The organism is Rhodococcus sp. JVH1, from assembly GCF_000280725.2.
GTDB lineage: Bacteria > Actinomycetota > Actinomycetes > Mycobacteriales > Mycobacteriaceae > Rhodococcus_F > Rhodococcus_F jostii_A.
Genome location: NZ_CP166290.1, coordinates 306,121 through 321,097, shown reverse-complemented (window position 1 = coordinate 321,097; position 14,977 = coordinate 306,121). Strand labels below are relative to the sequence as shown.

14 protein-coding genes are annotated in these 14,977 nt (G+C 62.0%); 11 read left to right on the top strand and 3 right to left on the bottom strand.

Features of this window, described 5'->3' with window-relative positions:
• Window positions 1–115: 115 nt before the first annotated feature.
• From JVH1_RS39080 to JVH1_RS39070, 3 genes are read left to right on the top strand one after another with little or no spacing between them, the layout of a single operon-like run.
• Window positions 116–598, top strand: coding sequence for a nuclear transport factor 2 family protein (locus JVH1_RS39080; protein ID WP_009478664.1), 483 nt, complete (start codon window positions 116–118; stop codon window positions 596–598).
• Window positions 595–1,455, top strand: a complete 861-nt coding sequence (locus tag JVH1_RS39075) for an enoyl-CoA hydratase-related protein (RefSeq protein ID WP_009478665.1) — start codon at window positions 595–597, stop codon at window positions 1,453–1,455. Before JVH1_RS39080 ends, JVH1_RS39075 begins: the two co-directional genes overlap by 4 nt.
• A 16-nt stretch (window positions 1,456–1,471) precedes the next feature.
• Window positions 1,472–2,248, top strand: a complete 777-nt coding sequence (locus tag JVH1_RS39070; protein WP_009478666.1) for an enoyl-CoA hydratase-related protein — start codon at window positions 1,472–1,474, stop codon at window positions 2,246–2,248.
• A gap of 56 nt (window positions 2,249–2,304) precedes the next feature.
• On the opposite strand, the gene JVH1_RS39065 is transcribed toward JVH1_RS39070, so the two are convergent.
• The gene (locus JVH1_RS39065) at window positions 2,305–2,982 is read right to left on the bottom strand and encodes a TetR/AcrR family transcriptional regulator (RefSeq protein WP_157174068.1); all 678 of its coding nucleotides are present in this window, start codon (window positions 2,980–2,982) and stop codon (window positions 2,305–2,307) included.
• A gap of 434 nt (window positions 2,983–3,416) precedes the next feature.
• On the opposite strand from JVH1_RS39065, the gene JVH1_RS39060 reads away from it, so the two are divergent.
• A complete protein-coding gene (locus JVH1_RS39060) occupies window positions 3,417–5,075 on the top strand; it encodes a class I adenylate-forming enzyme family protein (RefSeq protein WP_009478669.1) in 1,659 nt (552 codons plus the stop codon).
• Window positions 5,076–5,176: 101 nt separating this feature from the next.
• A complete protein-coding gene (locus JVH1_RS39055) occupies window positions 5,177–5,740 on the top strand; it encodes a carboxymuconolactone decarboxylase family protein (protein ID WP_237735273.1) in 564 nt (187 codons plus the stop codon).
• A 43-nt stretch (window positions 5,741–5,783) separates the two neighbouring features.
• Here JVH1_RS39055 and JVH1_RS39050 read toward each other — a convergent pair whose 3' ends face one another.
• Window positions 5,784–6,110: a hypothetical protein gene (locus tag JVH1_RS39050; protein WP_009478671.1), complete on the bottom strand. Its 327-nt coding sequence runs from the start codon at window positions 6,108–6,110 to the stop codon at window positions 5,784–5,786.
• 669 nt (window positions 6,111–6,779) lie between these two features.
• Complete coding sequence (locus JVH1_RS39045) at window positions 6,780–7,718, bottom strand: LysR family transcriptional regulator (protein WP_192817867.1); 939 nt, start codon at window positions 7,716–7,718, stop codon at window positions 6,780–6,782.
• A 73-nt stretch (window positions 7,719–7,791) separates the two neighbouring features.
• On the opposite strand from JVH1_RS39045, the gene JVH1_RS39040 reads away from it, so the two are divergent.
• The 6 genes from JVH1_RS39040 to JVH1_RS39015 all read left to right on the top strand — a co-directional run bounded on the left by JVH1_RS39040 (window position 7,792) and on the right by JVH1_RS39015 (window position 14,943).
• Entirely contained in the window at window positions 7,792–9,165 is a 1,374-nt protein-coding gene (locus JVH1_RS39040; protein ID WP_237735274.1) for an MFS transporter, read from the top strand.
• A gap of 29 nt (window positions 9,166–9,194) precedes the next feature.
• Window positions 9,195–11,543: an arylsulfatase gene (locus JVH1_RS39035; RefSeq protein WP_009478676.1), complete on the top strand. Its 2,349-nt coding sequence runs from the start codon at window positions 9,195–9,197 to the stop codon at window positions 11,541–11,543.
• 31 nt (window positions 11,544–11,574) lie between these two features.
• Entirely contained in the window at window positions 11,575–12,396 is an 822-nt protein-coding gene (locus JVH1_RS39030) for a mycofactocin-coupled SDR family oxidoreductase (protein WP_009478677.1), read from the top strand.
• An 853-nt stretch (window positions 12,397–13,249) separates the two neighbouring features.
• Window positions 13,250–13,648: a DUF202 domain-containing protein gene (locus JVH1_RS39025; RefSeq protein WP_083849853.1), complete on the top strand. Its 399-nt coding sequence runs from the start codon at window positions 13,250–13,252 to the stop codon at window positions 13,646–13,648.
• Window positions 13,645–13,980: a DUF202 domain-containing protein gene (locus JVH1_RS39020; protein WP_085998417.1), complete on the top strand. Its 336-nt coding sequence runs from the start codon at window positions 13,645–13,647 to the stop codon at window positions 13,978–13,980. The genes JVH1_RS39025 and JVH1_RS39020 overlap by 4 nt, the downstream gene beginning before the upstream one ends.
• Before the next feature lie 154 nt (window positions 13,981–14,134).
• Window positions 14,135–14,943, top strand: a protein-coding gene (locus JVH1_RS39015) for an IS5 family transposase (RefSeq protein WP_371113125.1) whose coding sequence is annotated in 2 segments (ribosomal slippage) — window positions 14,135–14,477 and window positions 14,477–14,943 — 810 coding nt in all. Because the reading frame shifts where the segments join, the coding sequence is not laid out codon by codon here.
• Window positions 14,944–14,977 lie beyond the last annotated feature (34 nt).

The window sequence follows — 14,977 nt, the reverse complement described above, 5'->3', positions numbered from 1 at the left end:
CATCGAGTCCGGCGGCTCCGCGAGTCTTCGGAAACGTTGACAAATTCGTACTGCAGTATCCAGTTCACTGGATCGAATTAAGCCATACATACAAGTCGCATTGAAGGAGATTCTTATGACTGCCACCCGCGAGGTGTCCACCCGCGAGCTCACCGAGCTCGTCGAGAAGGGAAAGATCGAACGGGTTCTGTTCGACTACGCCTACAACCTGGACATGAACCTTCCTGACCAGCTCGCCGAGCTCTTCACGGAGGATTGCTACGTCGCCTACGGACCGGACTTCGGCGCCGAAGGACGCGCCGCCTACCGCGAGACGCTCGACGGCATCGGCACGTTCTTCACGGCCACCAGCCATCATGTCTCCAACGTCGTCGTCGACTTCTCCGAGGATCTGAACTCGGCCAAGGTCCGTTCGGTCCTCTACGCATGGCATCAATACACCAAGGAAGGCAAGGCTGACGGCTATTTCTTCGGCCAGTACCACGATGACTTCGTGTACGACGACGAGCACGGCTGGCGCTTCGCTCGGCGGGAACTGCGGGCGTCCGGTGTCGTCGACTTCCACGTCAAGAAGCAAATTCCGATCGGACGGGCATGACAACGGTCGCCGAGACCAAACCGGACGCTCAGTTCGAGAACATTCGGATCGAGCATCGGGGCCCCATCAGTTGGATCGTCCTGAACCGACCGGACAAGGCCAATTCGCTGTCGAACGAGCTGCTGGACGAGTTCAGTGCGGCGTTGGCCGCGCTGGCCACCTCCGGAGGTCCGGTCATCGGAATCCGCGGAGCCGGCAAGGGCTTCTCGGCCGGCTACGACATCGGTCAGGTCGGCAAAGTGGTAGCGGATCCGGATCCGGTGGCCGACCGGGAGCGTTTGGCTCGCAACGTCAACCGATTCCTCGCGATCTGGGACCATCCGAAGCCGGTGATCGCCGCCGTACACGGCTACTGCATCGCGGGAGCCACCCAGATGTGCGTGTTCACCGATCTCACCTTCGTGGCACGCAACGCGAAGATCGGTGAGCCGGCGATACCGCTCGGTGGTGGGTACATCGCCCCACTGTGGGCCCCCCTCGTCGGCCCCAAGCGGGCCAAGGAACTGGCGTTCGTGCCTGGTAATTCGATCGACGGCACTACCGCGGTCGAGTGGGGCTGGGCCAATCACGCCGTGGACGAGCAACACCTGATCGACGAAGTAGAGGCGCTTGCCGCTCGCATGGCACGCACTCCATCGGACATTCTGCGGATCAAGAAGCTGTCCATCAACAAGACGATGGAAGCAATGGGCGTGCGCACCGCGGCCCAAGGCGGTGCGGAAATGGATGCACTGCTCCATCTGTCACCGTCGGTGGCCGAGGTCCGCAAGTTCGTGGCCGAGGTGGGCCTGAAGGCCGCTATCGCAGCCTATCGCGAACCCGTCGAGCTGACCAATCAACCTGTGGCAGAGAAGTAATGAGGAAGGACTTACCGTGAGCAGCGGAATCTTGTTCGAGCTGGACAAACACGTCGCACGTGTGACGCTCGATCGCCCCAAAGCACTGAACTCCATCGATCCCGAGATGGATTCGGCGTTGTTCGAGGCATGGACCGAAATCAACTCGAATCCCGACATCTGGGTCGCCGTGCTCGCTGCGACGGGGGAGAAGGCCTTCTGCGCCGGCGCCAACGTCAGCGGAGGGACGGAAGGCGATGGCCGCAGGATGGCGCTCGGCGGTGGACTCACCGGCGTCGGTGGACCCATGCTCACTCTTCGTAAACCTCTGATTGCGGCCGTTCAGGGCTACGCGATCGGCGGAGGTTTCGAACTCGCCATGTGCGCCGACATCATCGTCGCGGCGGACAACGCCCAGTTCGGTATTCCCGAAACCAAGGTGGGCATCATCGGCGAGGCAGGCATCATGCACCGTGCGATTCGGCAGCTGCCACATCACATCGCGATGGCCTTGATTCTCACCGGCGAGCGCATCGATGCACAGCAAGCCGAGCGTTACGGACTCGTCAACGAGGTCGTACCGTACGAAAAGCTGCTCGAAACTGCTACATCGTGGGCGGACCGAATCGCCTCGGCGTCGCCCCTCGCCGTTCAGGCCGCGAAGGACGCCGTTCTGTCGCGCGCGGGTTGGCCGCTCGAGGTCGCGCTGGCAACCCGGTACGAGCCGATCGAGGCCTACGCGAGCAGTGCGGACCGGCTCGAAGGCAGGGCAGCCTTCGCCGAGAAGCGTGCAGCCCAATGGACCGGTCGCTGAAAGCACCTTGATGATGTGCGCTGGGTCAGGTGATCGTTTCCTGACCCAGCGCACAGTCAGTTCTTCGTCCTCGCACCCCTGAAGAACAACGCGCAGAAGGCCTCGGCGGTCTGCTTGGCATCCACTTTGCGCATGCCGGGTTTGAGCCACCGATGTGTCCAGTTGATCATCCCGAACAGTGACTTCGCCATCAGCTGCACCGGTACCTCGGTACGCAGTGCGCCCTCGTCGACGCCCTGTTGGAGCGTGTCGAGGACAAGAGTTTCGAAGCGCTTGGTCTTACGGGCCATCTCTTTGCCCCAGGACGTTGCGTCCAGCTGCAACTGCGTCATGTCCTCCTGGATATACAGGTAGACGAAGGGATAGTTTTTCTCGTAAGAGTTCAGCTGTTGCTCGACGAGCCGGCGAAGCTTTCCGGTCGCGTCGTCGTCGCTGGCAATGATGTGTTCGGCAACCGCGATGTTCTCATCGAGAACATCGACCAGAATGTCGTGGAACAGGGCCTGGAACAGCTCTCTCTTACTCGCGAAGTAGTAGTAGATCGACGCTCTGTCGGTCCCGAACCGCTCGGCAATGTCGTGGAGCGTTGTCCCTTCGAAGCCCTTTTCCCTGAAAACTTCGGCGGCGGTCCGCAGCAGGTCCTGGCGTTTGGCCTGATAGTTGGGGCTGCTGTCGTTCTGAGCCCTGCGACGGCGTCGGCTCATGCCGCTGGTGGCTGCGGTCGAAGTAGGCATTGTCGGATCATACGCCCGGATCGAGGTGGGTGATCAACATCGACGTAGAGCACGATCGGGTCCAATTCTTCAGGCGGAGAAAAGCTCCGAGCACGGGCTGCCGTTCGATGACGGTACTTCTTGCGATCGGCGGTCGACCACGGGGCAATGCCGTACGTCGGTCTCGAACCTTCGGGACCGGGCTGCAGGCGAGATCTCACTGCGGAGTAGCGGTCGACGCAGAGCCTTCTGTGTGCTTCGGGTCATCCGTAACAAGAGTGGGGAGCTCCTCGAAACTCGCGTCGACTAAATCAACTCCAACGTTGACAGGGTGACGTGAGTCGCTTAGCGTTGACATCAACAGACCTTCTGCGCGCAGCACGCGAAGTCTGTGCCACGTTTCAGACAGATTCGGCAAACGAAAACTTTGCCGACGACCGACAATTGAGGACGACATGACTGACTCCGGCGACTGGTGCACCGTCACTCCGCTCGGCGACCTGTTGGTGCGTGGAGCACACGCACATCCCGACCGCGACTTGATCGTGTTTCCCGACGAGCGGTTCACCTACGCCGAGGTACTCGAGCGTGCCATCGCGATTGCACGCGGGCTGTTGGCCATGGGAGTCCAGTCCGGCGACCACGTCGCGCTCCTCGCACCGAACGGTATCGAATTCGTCGAGGGATTCTTCGGATCGGCCTTGATCGGGGCAGTCGTCGTACCGCTCAATGCGCGGCACAAGGCGAAAGAGCTCGGCTACATCATCGAAAATGCGGACATCACCGCGTTGCTGACGGTGTCCGGTCCCGACGACTACGTGGACTTCGTGCAGGTGCTGCACGAATCACTTCCCTCTTTGGCCACTGCGGGCCCAGGTGATCTCCATCTTCCCGAAGCACCGCGCCTGCGTCGAGCCGTTTTGCTGAAAGGGACCGACCGACCCGGTTTCACGTCCAAGGCCGCGTTGGATGCGGCCACAGAGACCGTCGACGCGACTCTCGTGCACCGTCACCGCCGCCGAGTGAGGACGAGAGACATCGCCGCGATTCTCTACACGTCGGGGACGACTGCCAATCCCCGTGGATGCTTGCTCACCCACGAATCGATGACGCGTGGCCCGGTAGAGCGCGCGACCGGCCGCTTGTCGGCAGGGGAGCGCCACCTCAGCTGGGCCGGCGGGCCGCTGTTCCACATCGCTGCACTGGCCCCGCTCATCGGCGCAATCGGTGCCGGGGGAACGTTCCTGACCGACACGTTCTTCGAACCTGGCCGCGCCATTGAGCTGATCAGGGCCGAGCGGCCGACCTGTGTCTGGCCCTGGTTCCCCGGACCGATGCAGATGATGATGGCGCACCCGAACTTCGACGCGGCCGAGTTCGACTCGATTCGGTACCTGTTCCTGATCGGTCCACGGGTCCTCATCGAACAGGTTCAGAATCTCTTTCCTGCGGCCGAATTGATGGCCGCATGCGGAATGACGGAAACGACCGGAATCTATGCACTCAGTGAGCCGGACGAGTCGTTCGAGGATCGAAGCGGTGCGCAAGGAAAGCCCGTTCCAGGGGTTGAGATTCGCATCGTCGATCCATTCGACGGTGCGGAGCAGCCAGTGGGGGTTCCCGGTGAGATCTTGATTCGAGGGTATTGCGTGACCGAGGGGTACTACAAGGACCCCGAGAAGACTGCCGAGTCGATCGATTCGGACGGCTGGTTGCGGACCGGGGACCTCTACAGTCGTACCGAGTCGGGGTGCCTGGTGTTCCACGGACGGCTCAAGGACATGCTGAAGGTCGGTGGCGAAAACGTCGCCGCCATCGAGGTCGAGTCCTTCCTGTGCTCGCATCCTGCCGTTCTGACTGCGGCTGTCATCGGCCGGCCAGACGACCGGCTCGACGAAGTACCTGTGGCGTTCGTTGAGGTCCGCGAGGGCCACCAGCTCACCGCGGAAGAGCTGATCACATACTGTGAAGGCAAAATCGGCCGGTACAAGATCCCGCGTGCGGTGTACTTCGTCGAGGCGGGGGCGTGGCCGATGTCGGCGACTAAGATCAACAAGCGCGGGCTCAAAACACAACTGACGACGCCGGCCAAGTCCATGAGCGCAGCCGGATGAGTTCCGTGACAGTCGGATTCGACTCCCAAGATCTTCGTGTGTTGGCGGAAGAGATTTTGGAAGGAGTTCAGGATGGAGCCGGCCTCGATGAGCAAACCCGTGTGCTCACACACATCGCGGTTCGCGCGGTAGCAACGACGATGGATGTCGCGGGTACCGGCCGCTACATCGAGGAAGCGCTCGACCTGGGCCTCGACGCTGCGCAGATCCAGGAAGCGCTGACGGTGGTATCGGGACTCGGGGTGCACACACTGTTCGAGTCGTCCAGGCAATTGGCGTCTGCCGTTCGCCGCAGAAACGGCGGCGAGGACGCACCGCTCGATCAGACGCAGCAGAACCTGTGGGATCGCTACATCGGCACCGACCCGTACTGGCAGCGCATGGAAACCGAGCTTCCGGGCTTCTTCGACGCACTGCTCAGGATGTCACCGGAAACGTTCGTAGCGTTCTTCGACTACTGCGCGGTGCCGTGGAAGAGTCGGGCACTGCGGGCAGTGACCAAGGAATTGATCTCTCTGGCCGCAGATTCCACTCCCACCCACCGATACAAGCCCGGGATCTTGCTGCACCTGAGAAACGCCCTCGACCTCGGCGCCGGTGCCCGCAGCATCCGTGAAGTTCTCGAAATCTCGGCGGCCGCCCCTGAGCACCGCGGCGTCGGCTGACTTAGCTTAGTCAGCTACCACGAGTCACATCATGCACCATAAGTCACTTCATCCACATGAGACACGCTCTTAGTCCACGATGCTCGATGTGGATCTCGGCCGAGAAGCGTCGAATCTCGTTGGCCCTGCGTAGCTCGCGGTTCTCGCGTTCGAGTTCGGCGATCCGTGCGGCCTCCTCGGTGCGCACCCCGGGACGGTGGCCGTCATCGATCTCGGCCTGGCACCCAGTTGCGCGGCCTCCGGGTGCACACCCAACTGGTCGGCGATCCGCTTGATCGCGCCATGGCTGGTGCCGGGTCCCGCCGCCCTCGGTCGCCAACCTCGTCGCCCGTTCCCGCAACTCGTCCGGGTACTTCTTCGGTGCAACCATGACTTTCATCCTTCCGTGTGATGAAAGCCTCCACCAGAGTCGGGGCGTAACAGTACGACGACCCGCGTTCAGCAGGCGCAGGCGCTGTGCGATCTCGCAGCCGGAAGGCCGGTCGTCCTCACCGGCATCTCCACAGCCAACCCCATCGTCAGTCCGGCGCACACAACAGTGCCAACGACACTGACGCGCCAAAAGATCCGAAATGTCTGGCTCCCAGACTGTCGCTGATCCGCCTGATGACAACCCTTCGTTCAAGTGCAGAGGTTCCGGACTGCCATGTCGATGAGGCGCACCAGACACACTCGATCGACTTCGTCACCGTGTTTGCCCAGCGCAGCACCGCGGAAGTTCGACGTCGCCGTGGACCGTCAGCTCAGCGACAACGGGAGCGAGAAGCTCGCCGCACCCCCGATCGCACGGACAGCTCCGAGCTAGCTGTCGAACACATTGTGGCCGATTGCCATCGGAAGAGCTTGCAGGATTCGCACGGCTACGAGCCGATTTCCGTCGCACCGGTACGACGAGCAGAACACTCCGGTTCCGGCACCACCACACCGGACCCGGGACTCGGGCCCATCGCGACTCGGCAGTGCATGCCGAAGGGACAACGCTTCCTCCACGAACGTCATCGTGCCGCCACAACGAATCAGATTCATATGAGCCACCCCCTCATTCTGCGACAGGTAAATTAGCCGTCGCCATCCGGACCAAGGCCGTTCCTGCAGCAGTCAGGTCCTGTTTGCGGTAGACGAGCACGGTATGCCGCTGCAAGGTGGGTTGAATCCGGCAGACAACAGCACCCTGTTGTTTCGCACGCTCCGCGGATCGTGGCAGTAGTAGGGCGGCGCCCGCACCGGCGAGCAGCAGCGGCACGATCGCCTCTCGGTGGAAGGTCTCCACTGCCACCAAAGTTTCTACCCCGTGCGCAGCCAGCATGGACATGACAGACGCGTGCACTCGCGGGTCGACGATGAGGGGGATCTGGGCAAGTTCCTGTATTGAGAGAACATCGCCTGGGAGCCTGGACGAACCGGGGCCAAACGCAATCGAGACGTCCTCCGCCGGCAGGGCAAGGGCCCCGAGATCCCTGGTAGCGACGGGACCGAGCGTAAGTCCGATCTCGTAAGTTCCCGCGCTCACCAAATCGACCACGTCTCCGCCGTCGGGCACTCCGATCCGAACATTGACCCCTGGGTAGCGCTTTCGGAAACGGCCCACGAGCTCTGCGAGGGGATCTGCCGCCAAAGTCGGCTGGGCGACGATGTCGAGTCTCCCGTCACGCAACTCTTGGACGTTGCTCACCGCGGTGGCAGCCACGCCGAGGGCCCGCAAGGCAAGCCTGGCTGGTCCGACGAGCGCCTCGCCAGCCGAGGTCATCACCACCCCTGTGCGACCACGCCGGAACAACGGCGCACCGACCTCGGCCTCCAATGCGTGAATTGCCTGGCTGAGGCTCGGTTGGGCGACGTGAATTGCTTTGGCTGCTGCCGTGAATGAGCCGTTGTCGGCGACCGCGAGGAAGTAAACGAGGTGTCTACGCTCGATGTCAGTCCCTCCTAGAATCTCCCTGGCTTTCGATTCGGTCTCCGGGGACTCGGAGACCGACAAGCATATATTGCTGCTGCCTATGGCGGCACCAGGGTATTGGTCTTTGCTCGACCGACTTGCTCTCAATAGCGTGATGGCCGTGCCCGTGAATCCGTCGCGGAAGATCGCCAATGAAGGTGGTGCAGATATGCCTCGATCTGGCATTCAGGTCGTTTACCTGTGTTTTCTGGTCGTTCTCGTAGACGGCTACGACATCGCCGTCTACGGAACGGTCCTGCCCGCTCTGCTGAACCAGAATGTATGGGCACTGAGTCCAGGCCTTGCCGGGGCGATAGCCAGCCTTACCCTCTTAGGTCAGATTCTAGGAGCGTTCGCGGCAGGACGACTGACCGATCGGTATGGGCGGAGAACGCTTCTCCTCGCCAGTGTATGCGTATTCACCGTTCTCACGTTCTTGTGTGCGGTCGCTCCCGGGCCCGTGTGGTTTGGCCTATTACGCTTCCTCATGGGGCTGGCGGTAGGTGGTGTCATGCCAACGGCCATTGCACTCGCACTGGAGTTCGCACCGCGCCTCCGCCATAACTTCTACGGTTCTGCAGTTCAAGCGGGTTACGGCCTAGGTGCCGTAACTGTTGCCGTCGCAGGGATATTCATCCTCCCAGAACTCGGCTTCCGCATGATGTTCGTCATCGGTGGACTGCTGGGCCTCGTCATGCTCCCATTCCTCTGGAGGCTTTTGCCAGAATCGCCAGAGTTTCTGATGGCGCGAGGACAATCGGAGCGCGCTTTCCAGGTCGCGGAGCGATTTGGTCTTACTGTCTCCGAGACGCCCCGCGGCAGTCAGCCTGCCAGGGCCGACCAGCGGGCCGCGTTGCGCACGATGATGTCCGCTAGATACCGACGGGCGACCATTGCCTTCCCGATCTCAGGATTCTTCGGGTTCCTGCTTGCCTTTGGGCTGCTCACGTGGTTGCCGGTCATTCTCGGGCAGGAGGGCCACGCCCTGGGGTCCGCCCTGTTCTTGCTTGTCGCACTGAACGTCGGCAGCTCATTAGGCAGCCTCCTACTGTCTCGTATCGCGGACTGGCTTGGTCCCCGGGGCACCATCGCCGTCTGCTTCACTGTGGCGGGCATCTGTGTCGCCAGCGTGGCGTTTCCCCTGCCCACTCCCATGCTCTACGTGCTGGTCTTGGCGGCGGGATTTGCCGGATTCGGCGCCCAGGTGGTGTCATTCAGCTTTGCCGGTGACAGTTATCCGGCAGCCGTGCGGGGCACGGCGCTCGGCTGGACCACCGGTATGGCGCGCATCGGCGGGATCGCTGGACCGACGCTCGGTGGACTGCTCGTCGGTTCCGCCGTAGCGCCCGGATGGAGCTTCGTCACTTTCGGTGCCGCTGCACTCTGTGCCGGTGTCGTCATCCTGCTCGTCCCGCGTGCACGTCGCGCTGCCGACCTGCACCCCGATGAGTCAGCGAAGGTTGTTCCGTCCCAGAACACGCCGGTTTGACTCGTCCCCCACAATCGAAGGAGTATGCCGTGGATCGTTACAACTTGCCGCCCTCTCGCCGACCGCGTCACCCAATTTCACCGGCCACCGACATCCGCCAGCAGGTGCCCGGATACGAGCCGGAGGAACCGGTGCGGCCCCCGGTGGGAGCACCGAACATCCTGTTGATCCTCGTAGACGACATGGGTTTCGGAGCATCGTCGGCCTTCGGCGGGCCGTGCCGGATGCCCGCCGCCGAGCGGCTGGCCGCGGACGGACTCCGCTACACACGTTTCCACACCACGGCGCTATGCTCACCGACCCGCGCCGCCCTGCTGACTGGCCGCAACCACCACACGTGCGGCATGGGTGGAGTGGTGGACACAGCCACGACGGCTCCCGGATACACCGGACGACGGCCACGGGAGGTGGCGACTGTCGCGCGGATGCTCCAGGCGAACGGGTATGCCACCGGGGCGTTCGGGAAGATGCACCAGACCCCGGGCGCCGAGTCCACACCGGCTGGTCCGTTCGACCGCTGGCCCACGCAAGAAGGTTTCGACCGCTTCTACGGGTTCCTCGGTGCTGAGACGAACCAGTTCACCCCCAACCTCATCGACGGGTTGACCCCGATCGAGCCGCCCGCCACCGAGGAGGAGGGCTACCACCTTTCGGAAGATCTGGTCGACCAGTCGATCTCCTGGATCGACTCGGTGTCAACCCTTGATCCGGACAAGCCGTGGTTCTGCTATCTCAGCTACGGCGCATGCCATAGCCCGTTCCAGTTGCCGCGCAGCTGGCGTGGTCGTTACCGGGGAGAGTTCGCGCACGGCTGGGATCAGCAGTGTGAGCAGACCCTTCGTCGCCAGCGTGAGCTCGGTATCGTGCCCGAGGACGCAGATCTGGCCCCATGGGCTGAAGGCGTGCCACATTGGGATGAGCTCAACGACATCGAGAAGGAAGTCGCAGAACGGCTGATGGAGTCGTACGCGTCCTTCGCCGAGCACATGGACACCCAGACCGGCCGGCTGACGACCGCAATCGAGCAACGCGGTCAGCTAGACGACACCCTCATCATCTACATCCTCGGAGACAACGGCGCCTCCGCCGAGGGTGGGTTGGTGGGCACGCTGAACGAGGCTCTCACCACGAACGGTTTCCAAGACTCCGCCGAGCGCATCCACGAAAGACTTGACGACATCGGCGGACCGATGGCGTATGCGCATTACCCTGTCGGTTGGGCGCTCGCGATGGACACGCCCTATGCGTGGGCGAAGCAGGTGGCCTCCCACTATGGCGGCACTCGCAACGGCATGATCGTGCACTGGCCGAACGGCATCGCCGCCCGAGGAGAGCTCCGCCACCAGTGGCACCACTGCATCGATGTCGCTCCGACGTTGCTCGCAGTCGCGGGCATCGAGGAGCCGCATGTCGTCGATGGTGCAGCCCAGCGGCCGATCGAAGGCACCCCGTTCGCCTACACATTTGCCGACGCCACCGCCCCGGACCGGCACACGACGCAGTACTTCGAGATGGTTGGCAACCGCGGGATTTATCATGACGGATGGACCGCGGTCACACAGCACCGCGTGCCATGGCGGTTGGACCAGGCGCGGCCAGCGCCGTTCGCGGAGGACGTCTGGGAGCTTTACGACACGACGACCGACTGGACCCAGGCCCACAACGTGGCACACATATTCCCCGAGAAGCTGGCGGAACTGCAGGAACGCTTCCTGGTCGAGGCGGCCCGTTACCAGGTCTTCCCGCTGGACGACCGAATGACGGAGAAGATCAATCCCAAGGTCGCGGGCCGGCGCGACCTCATGGGCGACCGCCTCAGCGTGACCCTGCGGCCGGGTCTTCCCGGGCTGCGTGAGGACGCCGCGCCGAACATGAAGAACCGGTCCTTCACCCTCACGGCTTCGCTCGCGGTGCCATCCGAGGATCCTGTGTCCGGAGTGATTATCGCTCAAGGCGGCCGCTTTGGTGGATGGTCGCTTTACCTTATTGACGGGAAGGTCTGCTTCTGCCACAACGTCTGTGGCTTGCAGCGGTATACGGTCCGCCACACGGTGCCGCTCAGTCCCGGTGAACACGAGGTCACGCTCCGCTTCGACTACGACGGTGGGGGCCTCGGTCGCGGCGGCATCGCGACCATCAGTATCGACGGCGTGGAGGTGCAGTCAGGGAGGATCGACAGCACTACCCCATTCTTCTTCTCGATCGACGAGACGATGGATGTCGGCCGCGACCGAGGCACGCCGGTGACCGAGGACTATCCGCAGGGCACGGCCAATAAATTCGGCGGACAACTGAATTGGGTGCGCGTCGATCTCGGAGTGGAGCAGGACGAGCCCTCCCCGGCCGAGACTTTGCGGGCCATCCTCACCACTCATTGAATCCCCCCAACTCACCGATGGAGACCAGAATATGGGCAAGTTAGACGGCAAGGTCGCGTTCATTACCGGCGCGGCACGAGGGCAGGGTCGCAGCCACGCCATCCGCCTCGCGCAGGAAGGGGCGGACATCATCGCGGTGGACTCGCTGACCGACATCGACACGGTCGATTACCCGATGTCCACACAGTCGGAGATGGACGAAACGGTCAACCAGGTAAAGGCGCTGAACCGGCGTATCCACACGACGAAAGCCGACGTACGTGACTTCGCCGCGATGAAGTCCGCGTACCAGAACGGCGTAGCCGCGATCGGGCCGGTCGACATTGTGCTGGGCAATGCCGGCATCTGCCAGCTGGGCAGCAAGGAAACGGACCCCGTACAGTCGTTCGGCGACGTAATCGGGGTCAACCTGATCGGCGTCTGGAACACCGTTTTCGTAGCTGCGCAAGATATGGTCGACCGCGGCGCCGGTGGATCAATCGTGCTGACCAGTTCGACTCAAGGCTTGTCGGGTCGCGGCGCGGACGGTTCGGGCGGCGTCCAGGGATATGCAGCAGCAAAGCACGGCGTGGTCGGGCTGATGCGCAGCTTCGCCAACTGGCTCTCCCCGCACGGGATTCGCGTGAACACCGTCCATCCCACCGGCGTGGCGACGCCCATGGTAGAAAACAACGTTGTCGGTAAGTACCTGCAGGAGAACCCACAGGCCACCCAGATGGCCGCCAATCTGATGCCAGTCGGACTAATGGACCCGGCAGACGTCAGCAACGCAATTCTCTATCTGGTCAGCGACGACGGCCGCTATGTCACCGGCGTGACGTTACCAGTCGATGCCGGCTTCAATGCCAAGTAGAATACCCCTAATAATGACAGTCTTAAGCATTGGTGTAATGCCTCTATCGCCGTCGTTAACTCCAAACAAGTCCGCAATCGATGTTATTCGTGAAACGCATTCTGAGGTGACGAGCGTAGTGTCATCTCGGCGTCGAAATCAGCGGCGGAACCGTGTATCAACAAGACCGGCCCGACGTTTGCGCTTGTTGGCCCAATTGGAACCGCCGATCGTCTGACTCGACCGTCGGAGCCCCGACGATATGCCTGCCTTCGGTGGGAGGTCAATTCACTCTTCCCTGCCGAACACGTGTCGTACCCCGCACCGCTAGGCAGTGCGTCGCGCGTGCGGGGTTGAAGGCCTCTGCCCCACCAATCCCAGAGGGTAAGCATCCATAGTCGACAAACTCGCCGACAAGATGCGTTCATCACCGAACCAACCCAGGCCAAAGGCGATGCCATGCACCGAGACTGAGCGACGAAGGCCCAGCGCCATCGCCGTCGACGTCTCCGCACAAGTCAACTCAGTCGTCTACGCGCCGGAAACCGAAGAGGACCCGGGGGACGCCGCCGAACCAAATTCGGAGACGGACATTCACGCAAACAACGCCGACATCGCACCGTAAACGACCGAGCGGGACCGAAACCGGGCTTCGAGCAGATAACGCGCTTCCCGCCACGGCACTGTCCCGAGAGGAACATAGAGTCATGGGCCACTGAAGATGATAATGATTAGAGAGCCTATGCGGCAGACGTATCCAAGTCAGAGCATGACCTGCTACGAAAGTACGACAAGGCCCCCTCAGTAACACCCACCAGAGCTGGACGTTGCTCAACAGTGCTGATCCACAAAGTCCCCAAGGAGCCAAGTCGGCATGCTCAATATCACCAACTCAGCAACACGGGCGAGGAATGCGGTAGCGGCCAAAATGCTCCCGGGCCAGAATGAACCGGATCCACGATTCACCCTGGCCAATGAACGCACCTTCCTCGCTTGGATACGCACATCCTTGGCATTGTTGGCGGCAGGGATCGCCGTCGAGGCCTTCGCCACCGAATTGTTCGCGGATCCGGTTCGGCGTGTAGTGGCGACATCACTGCTGTTACTGGGACTAGCCCTCAGTGTCGGCTCTGGGGTGCGGTGGCTTAGGGTGGAAAGGGCCATTCGGCAGCAAGCACCTCTCCCCATACCCTCGATCGCATTCTTGCTGCTATCGCTCGGGGGTGCGGTTGCTGCTGCGACATTTATTGCAGTCGTTGCTTCCGGGAAATGACCAGCAAGCGGCACACGATGGCCCGGCACTCTGATCCCGGGTTGCAACCCGAGCGCACAACGCTCGCATGGTCCAGAACTCTGTTGGCATTGGGTGTTATCGGCGCCACGTTGCTGCGTTGGACACAAGTGCACGGCGCTACGAATGTTCTTGTGGTGTTGGCTATCCTTGTATTCGTGGCGGCCATTTACGCTACACAAAAATGGCGATATTCCCAATCGAGCATTGGAATCTCCGAGGAGTTCCTCTGCGCCAACGCCGGATCGGTTTTCCTACTGGGCATTGGAACTTCCATCGTTGCGATCGTAGCCATACTTTTCATATGGATTTGAGTGACTGTAAAACCCTGCCAGGATAAAGTGGTGACGTCGCAGTCAGCAGTCACCGATCCTCGAAATTCATGGTTCCCAATTTCAACCTCAATAGCTAGGAGACTAAGAGGGTGTCTCATGTGGATGAAGTGACCTGTGGGATATAATGTGACGCGTGGTAGATGAGTTGTCACTGAGGTTGGTTCCGGATGCGTTGTGGGAGATAGTAGAACCGTTGATTCCTCCTTTTGTCGCCCGGCCGCAGGGAGGTGGCAGTGCGCCGGCCGATGACCGGGCGGTGTTCACCGCGATCGTGTACGTGCTCACCAGCGGATGTGCGTGGCGGCACCTGCCGCCCTCGTTCGGGGTAACCGTGCCGACCGCGCATCGACGGTTCAGTGCCTGGGTGCGGGATGGGGTGTTCGAGAAACTCCATCGCGAGGTGCTCGATCGACTCGGTAGCGCGGGCGAACTCGACTGGACGGCAGCGATCCTGGACGCGGCAAGCGTGCGGGCGAAAAGGGGGGCTCACTGACGGGTCCCAGCCCGGTCGACCGCGGTAAGAAGGGCTCGAAGATCCACGTCCTGTCCGAAACGAATGGAATCCCACTGGTCGTGGGCGTGACCGGGGCGAACACCCATGACAGCACGATGCTGCAACCATTGGTGGCAGCGATTCCGGGCGTGAAGTCTCGGCGCGAACCACGCCGACGCAAGCCGCGAAAGCTTCGCGCCGACAAGGGCTACGACTTCGACATTCACCGACGGTGGCTGCGCGAACGAGGCATCGTCCCGCGGATCGCCCGCCGCGGCATCGAGCGAAACGATCGCCTCGGCCGGTACCGATGGAAGATCGTACGCACCATCGCCTGGCTCACCGGCTACCGGCGCATGACCATCCGCTACGAGCGCCACGGCGAACACTTCGCCGGCTTCCTTCACCTCGCCGCCGCACTCACCTGCTTCAAGAAGCTCCCCACATGAGACACGCTCTAACATTTAGATGAATCCACCTCGT

Coding starts and splice junctions, on each gene's coding strand:
- JVH1_RS39020 (WP_085998417.1), top strand. CDS start 13,645: ATGACCAGCAAGCGGCACACGATGGCCCGGCACTCTGATCCCGGGTTG.
- JVH1_RS39080 (WP_009478664.1), top strand. CDS start 116: ATGACTGCCACCCGCGAGGTGTCCACCCGCGAGCTCACCGAGCTCGTC.
- JVH1_RS39065 (WP_157174068.1), bottom strand. CDS start 2,982: ATGCCTACTTCGACCGCAGCCACCAGCGGCATGAGCCGACGCCGTCGC.
- JVH1_RS39075 (WP_009478665.1), top strand. CDS start 595: ATGACAACGGTCGCCGAGACCAAACCGGACGCTCAGTTCGAGAACATT.
- JVH1_RS39025 (WP_083849853.1), top strand. CDS start 13,250: ATGCTCAATATCACCAACTCAGCAACACGGGCGAGGAATGCGGTAGCG.
- JVH1_RS39060 (WP_009478669.1), top strand. CDS start 3,417: ATGACTGACTCCGGCGACTGGTGCACCGTCACTCCGCTCGGCGACCTG.
- JVH1_RS39050 (WP_009478671.1), bottom strand. CDS start 6,110: ATGGTTGCACCGAAGAAGTACCCGGACGAGTTGCGGGAACGGGCGACG.
- JVH1_RS39040 (WP_237735274.1), top strand. CDS start 7,792: ATGGCCGTGCCCGTGAATCCGTCGCGGAAGATCGCCAATGAAGGTGGT.
- JVH1_RS39030 (WP_009478677.1), top strand. CDS start 11,575: ATGGGCAAGTTAGACGGCAAGGTCGCGTTCATTACCGGCGCGGCACGA.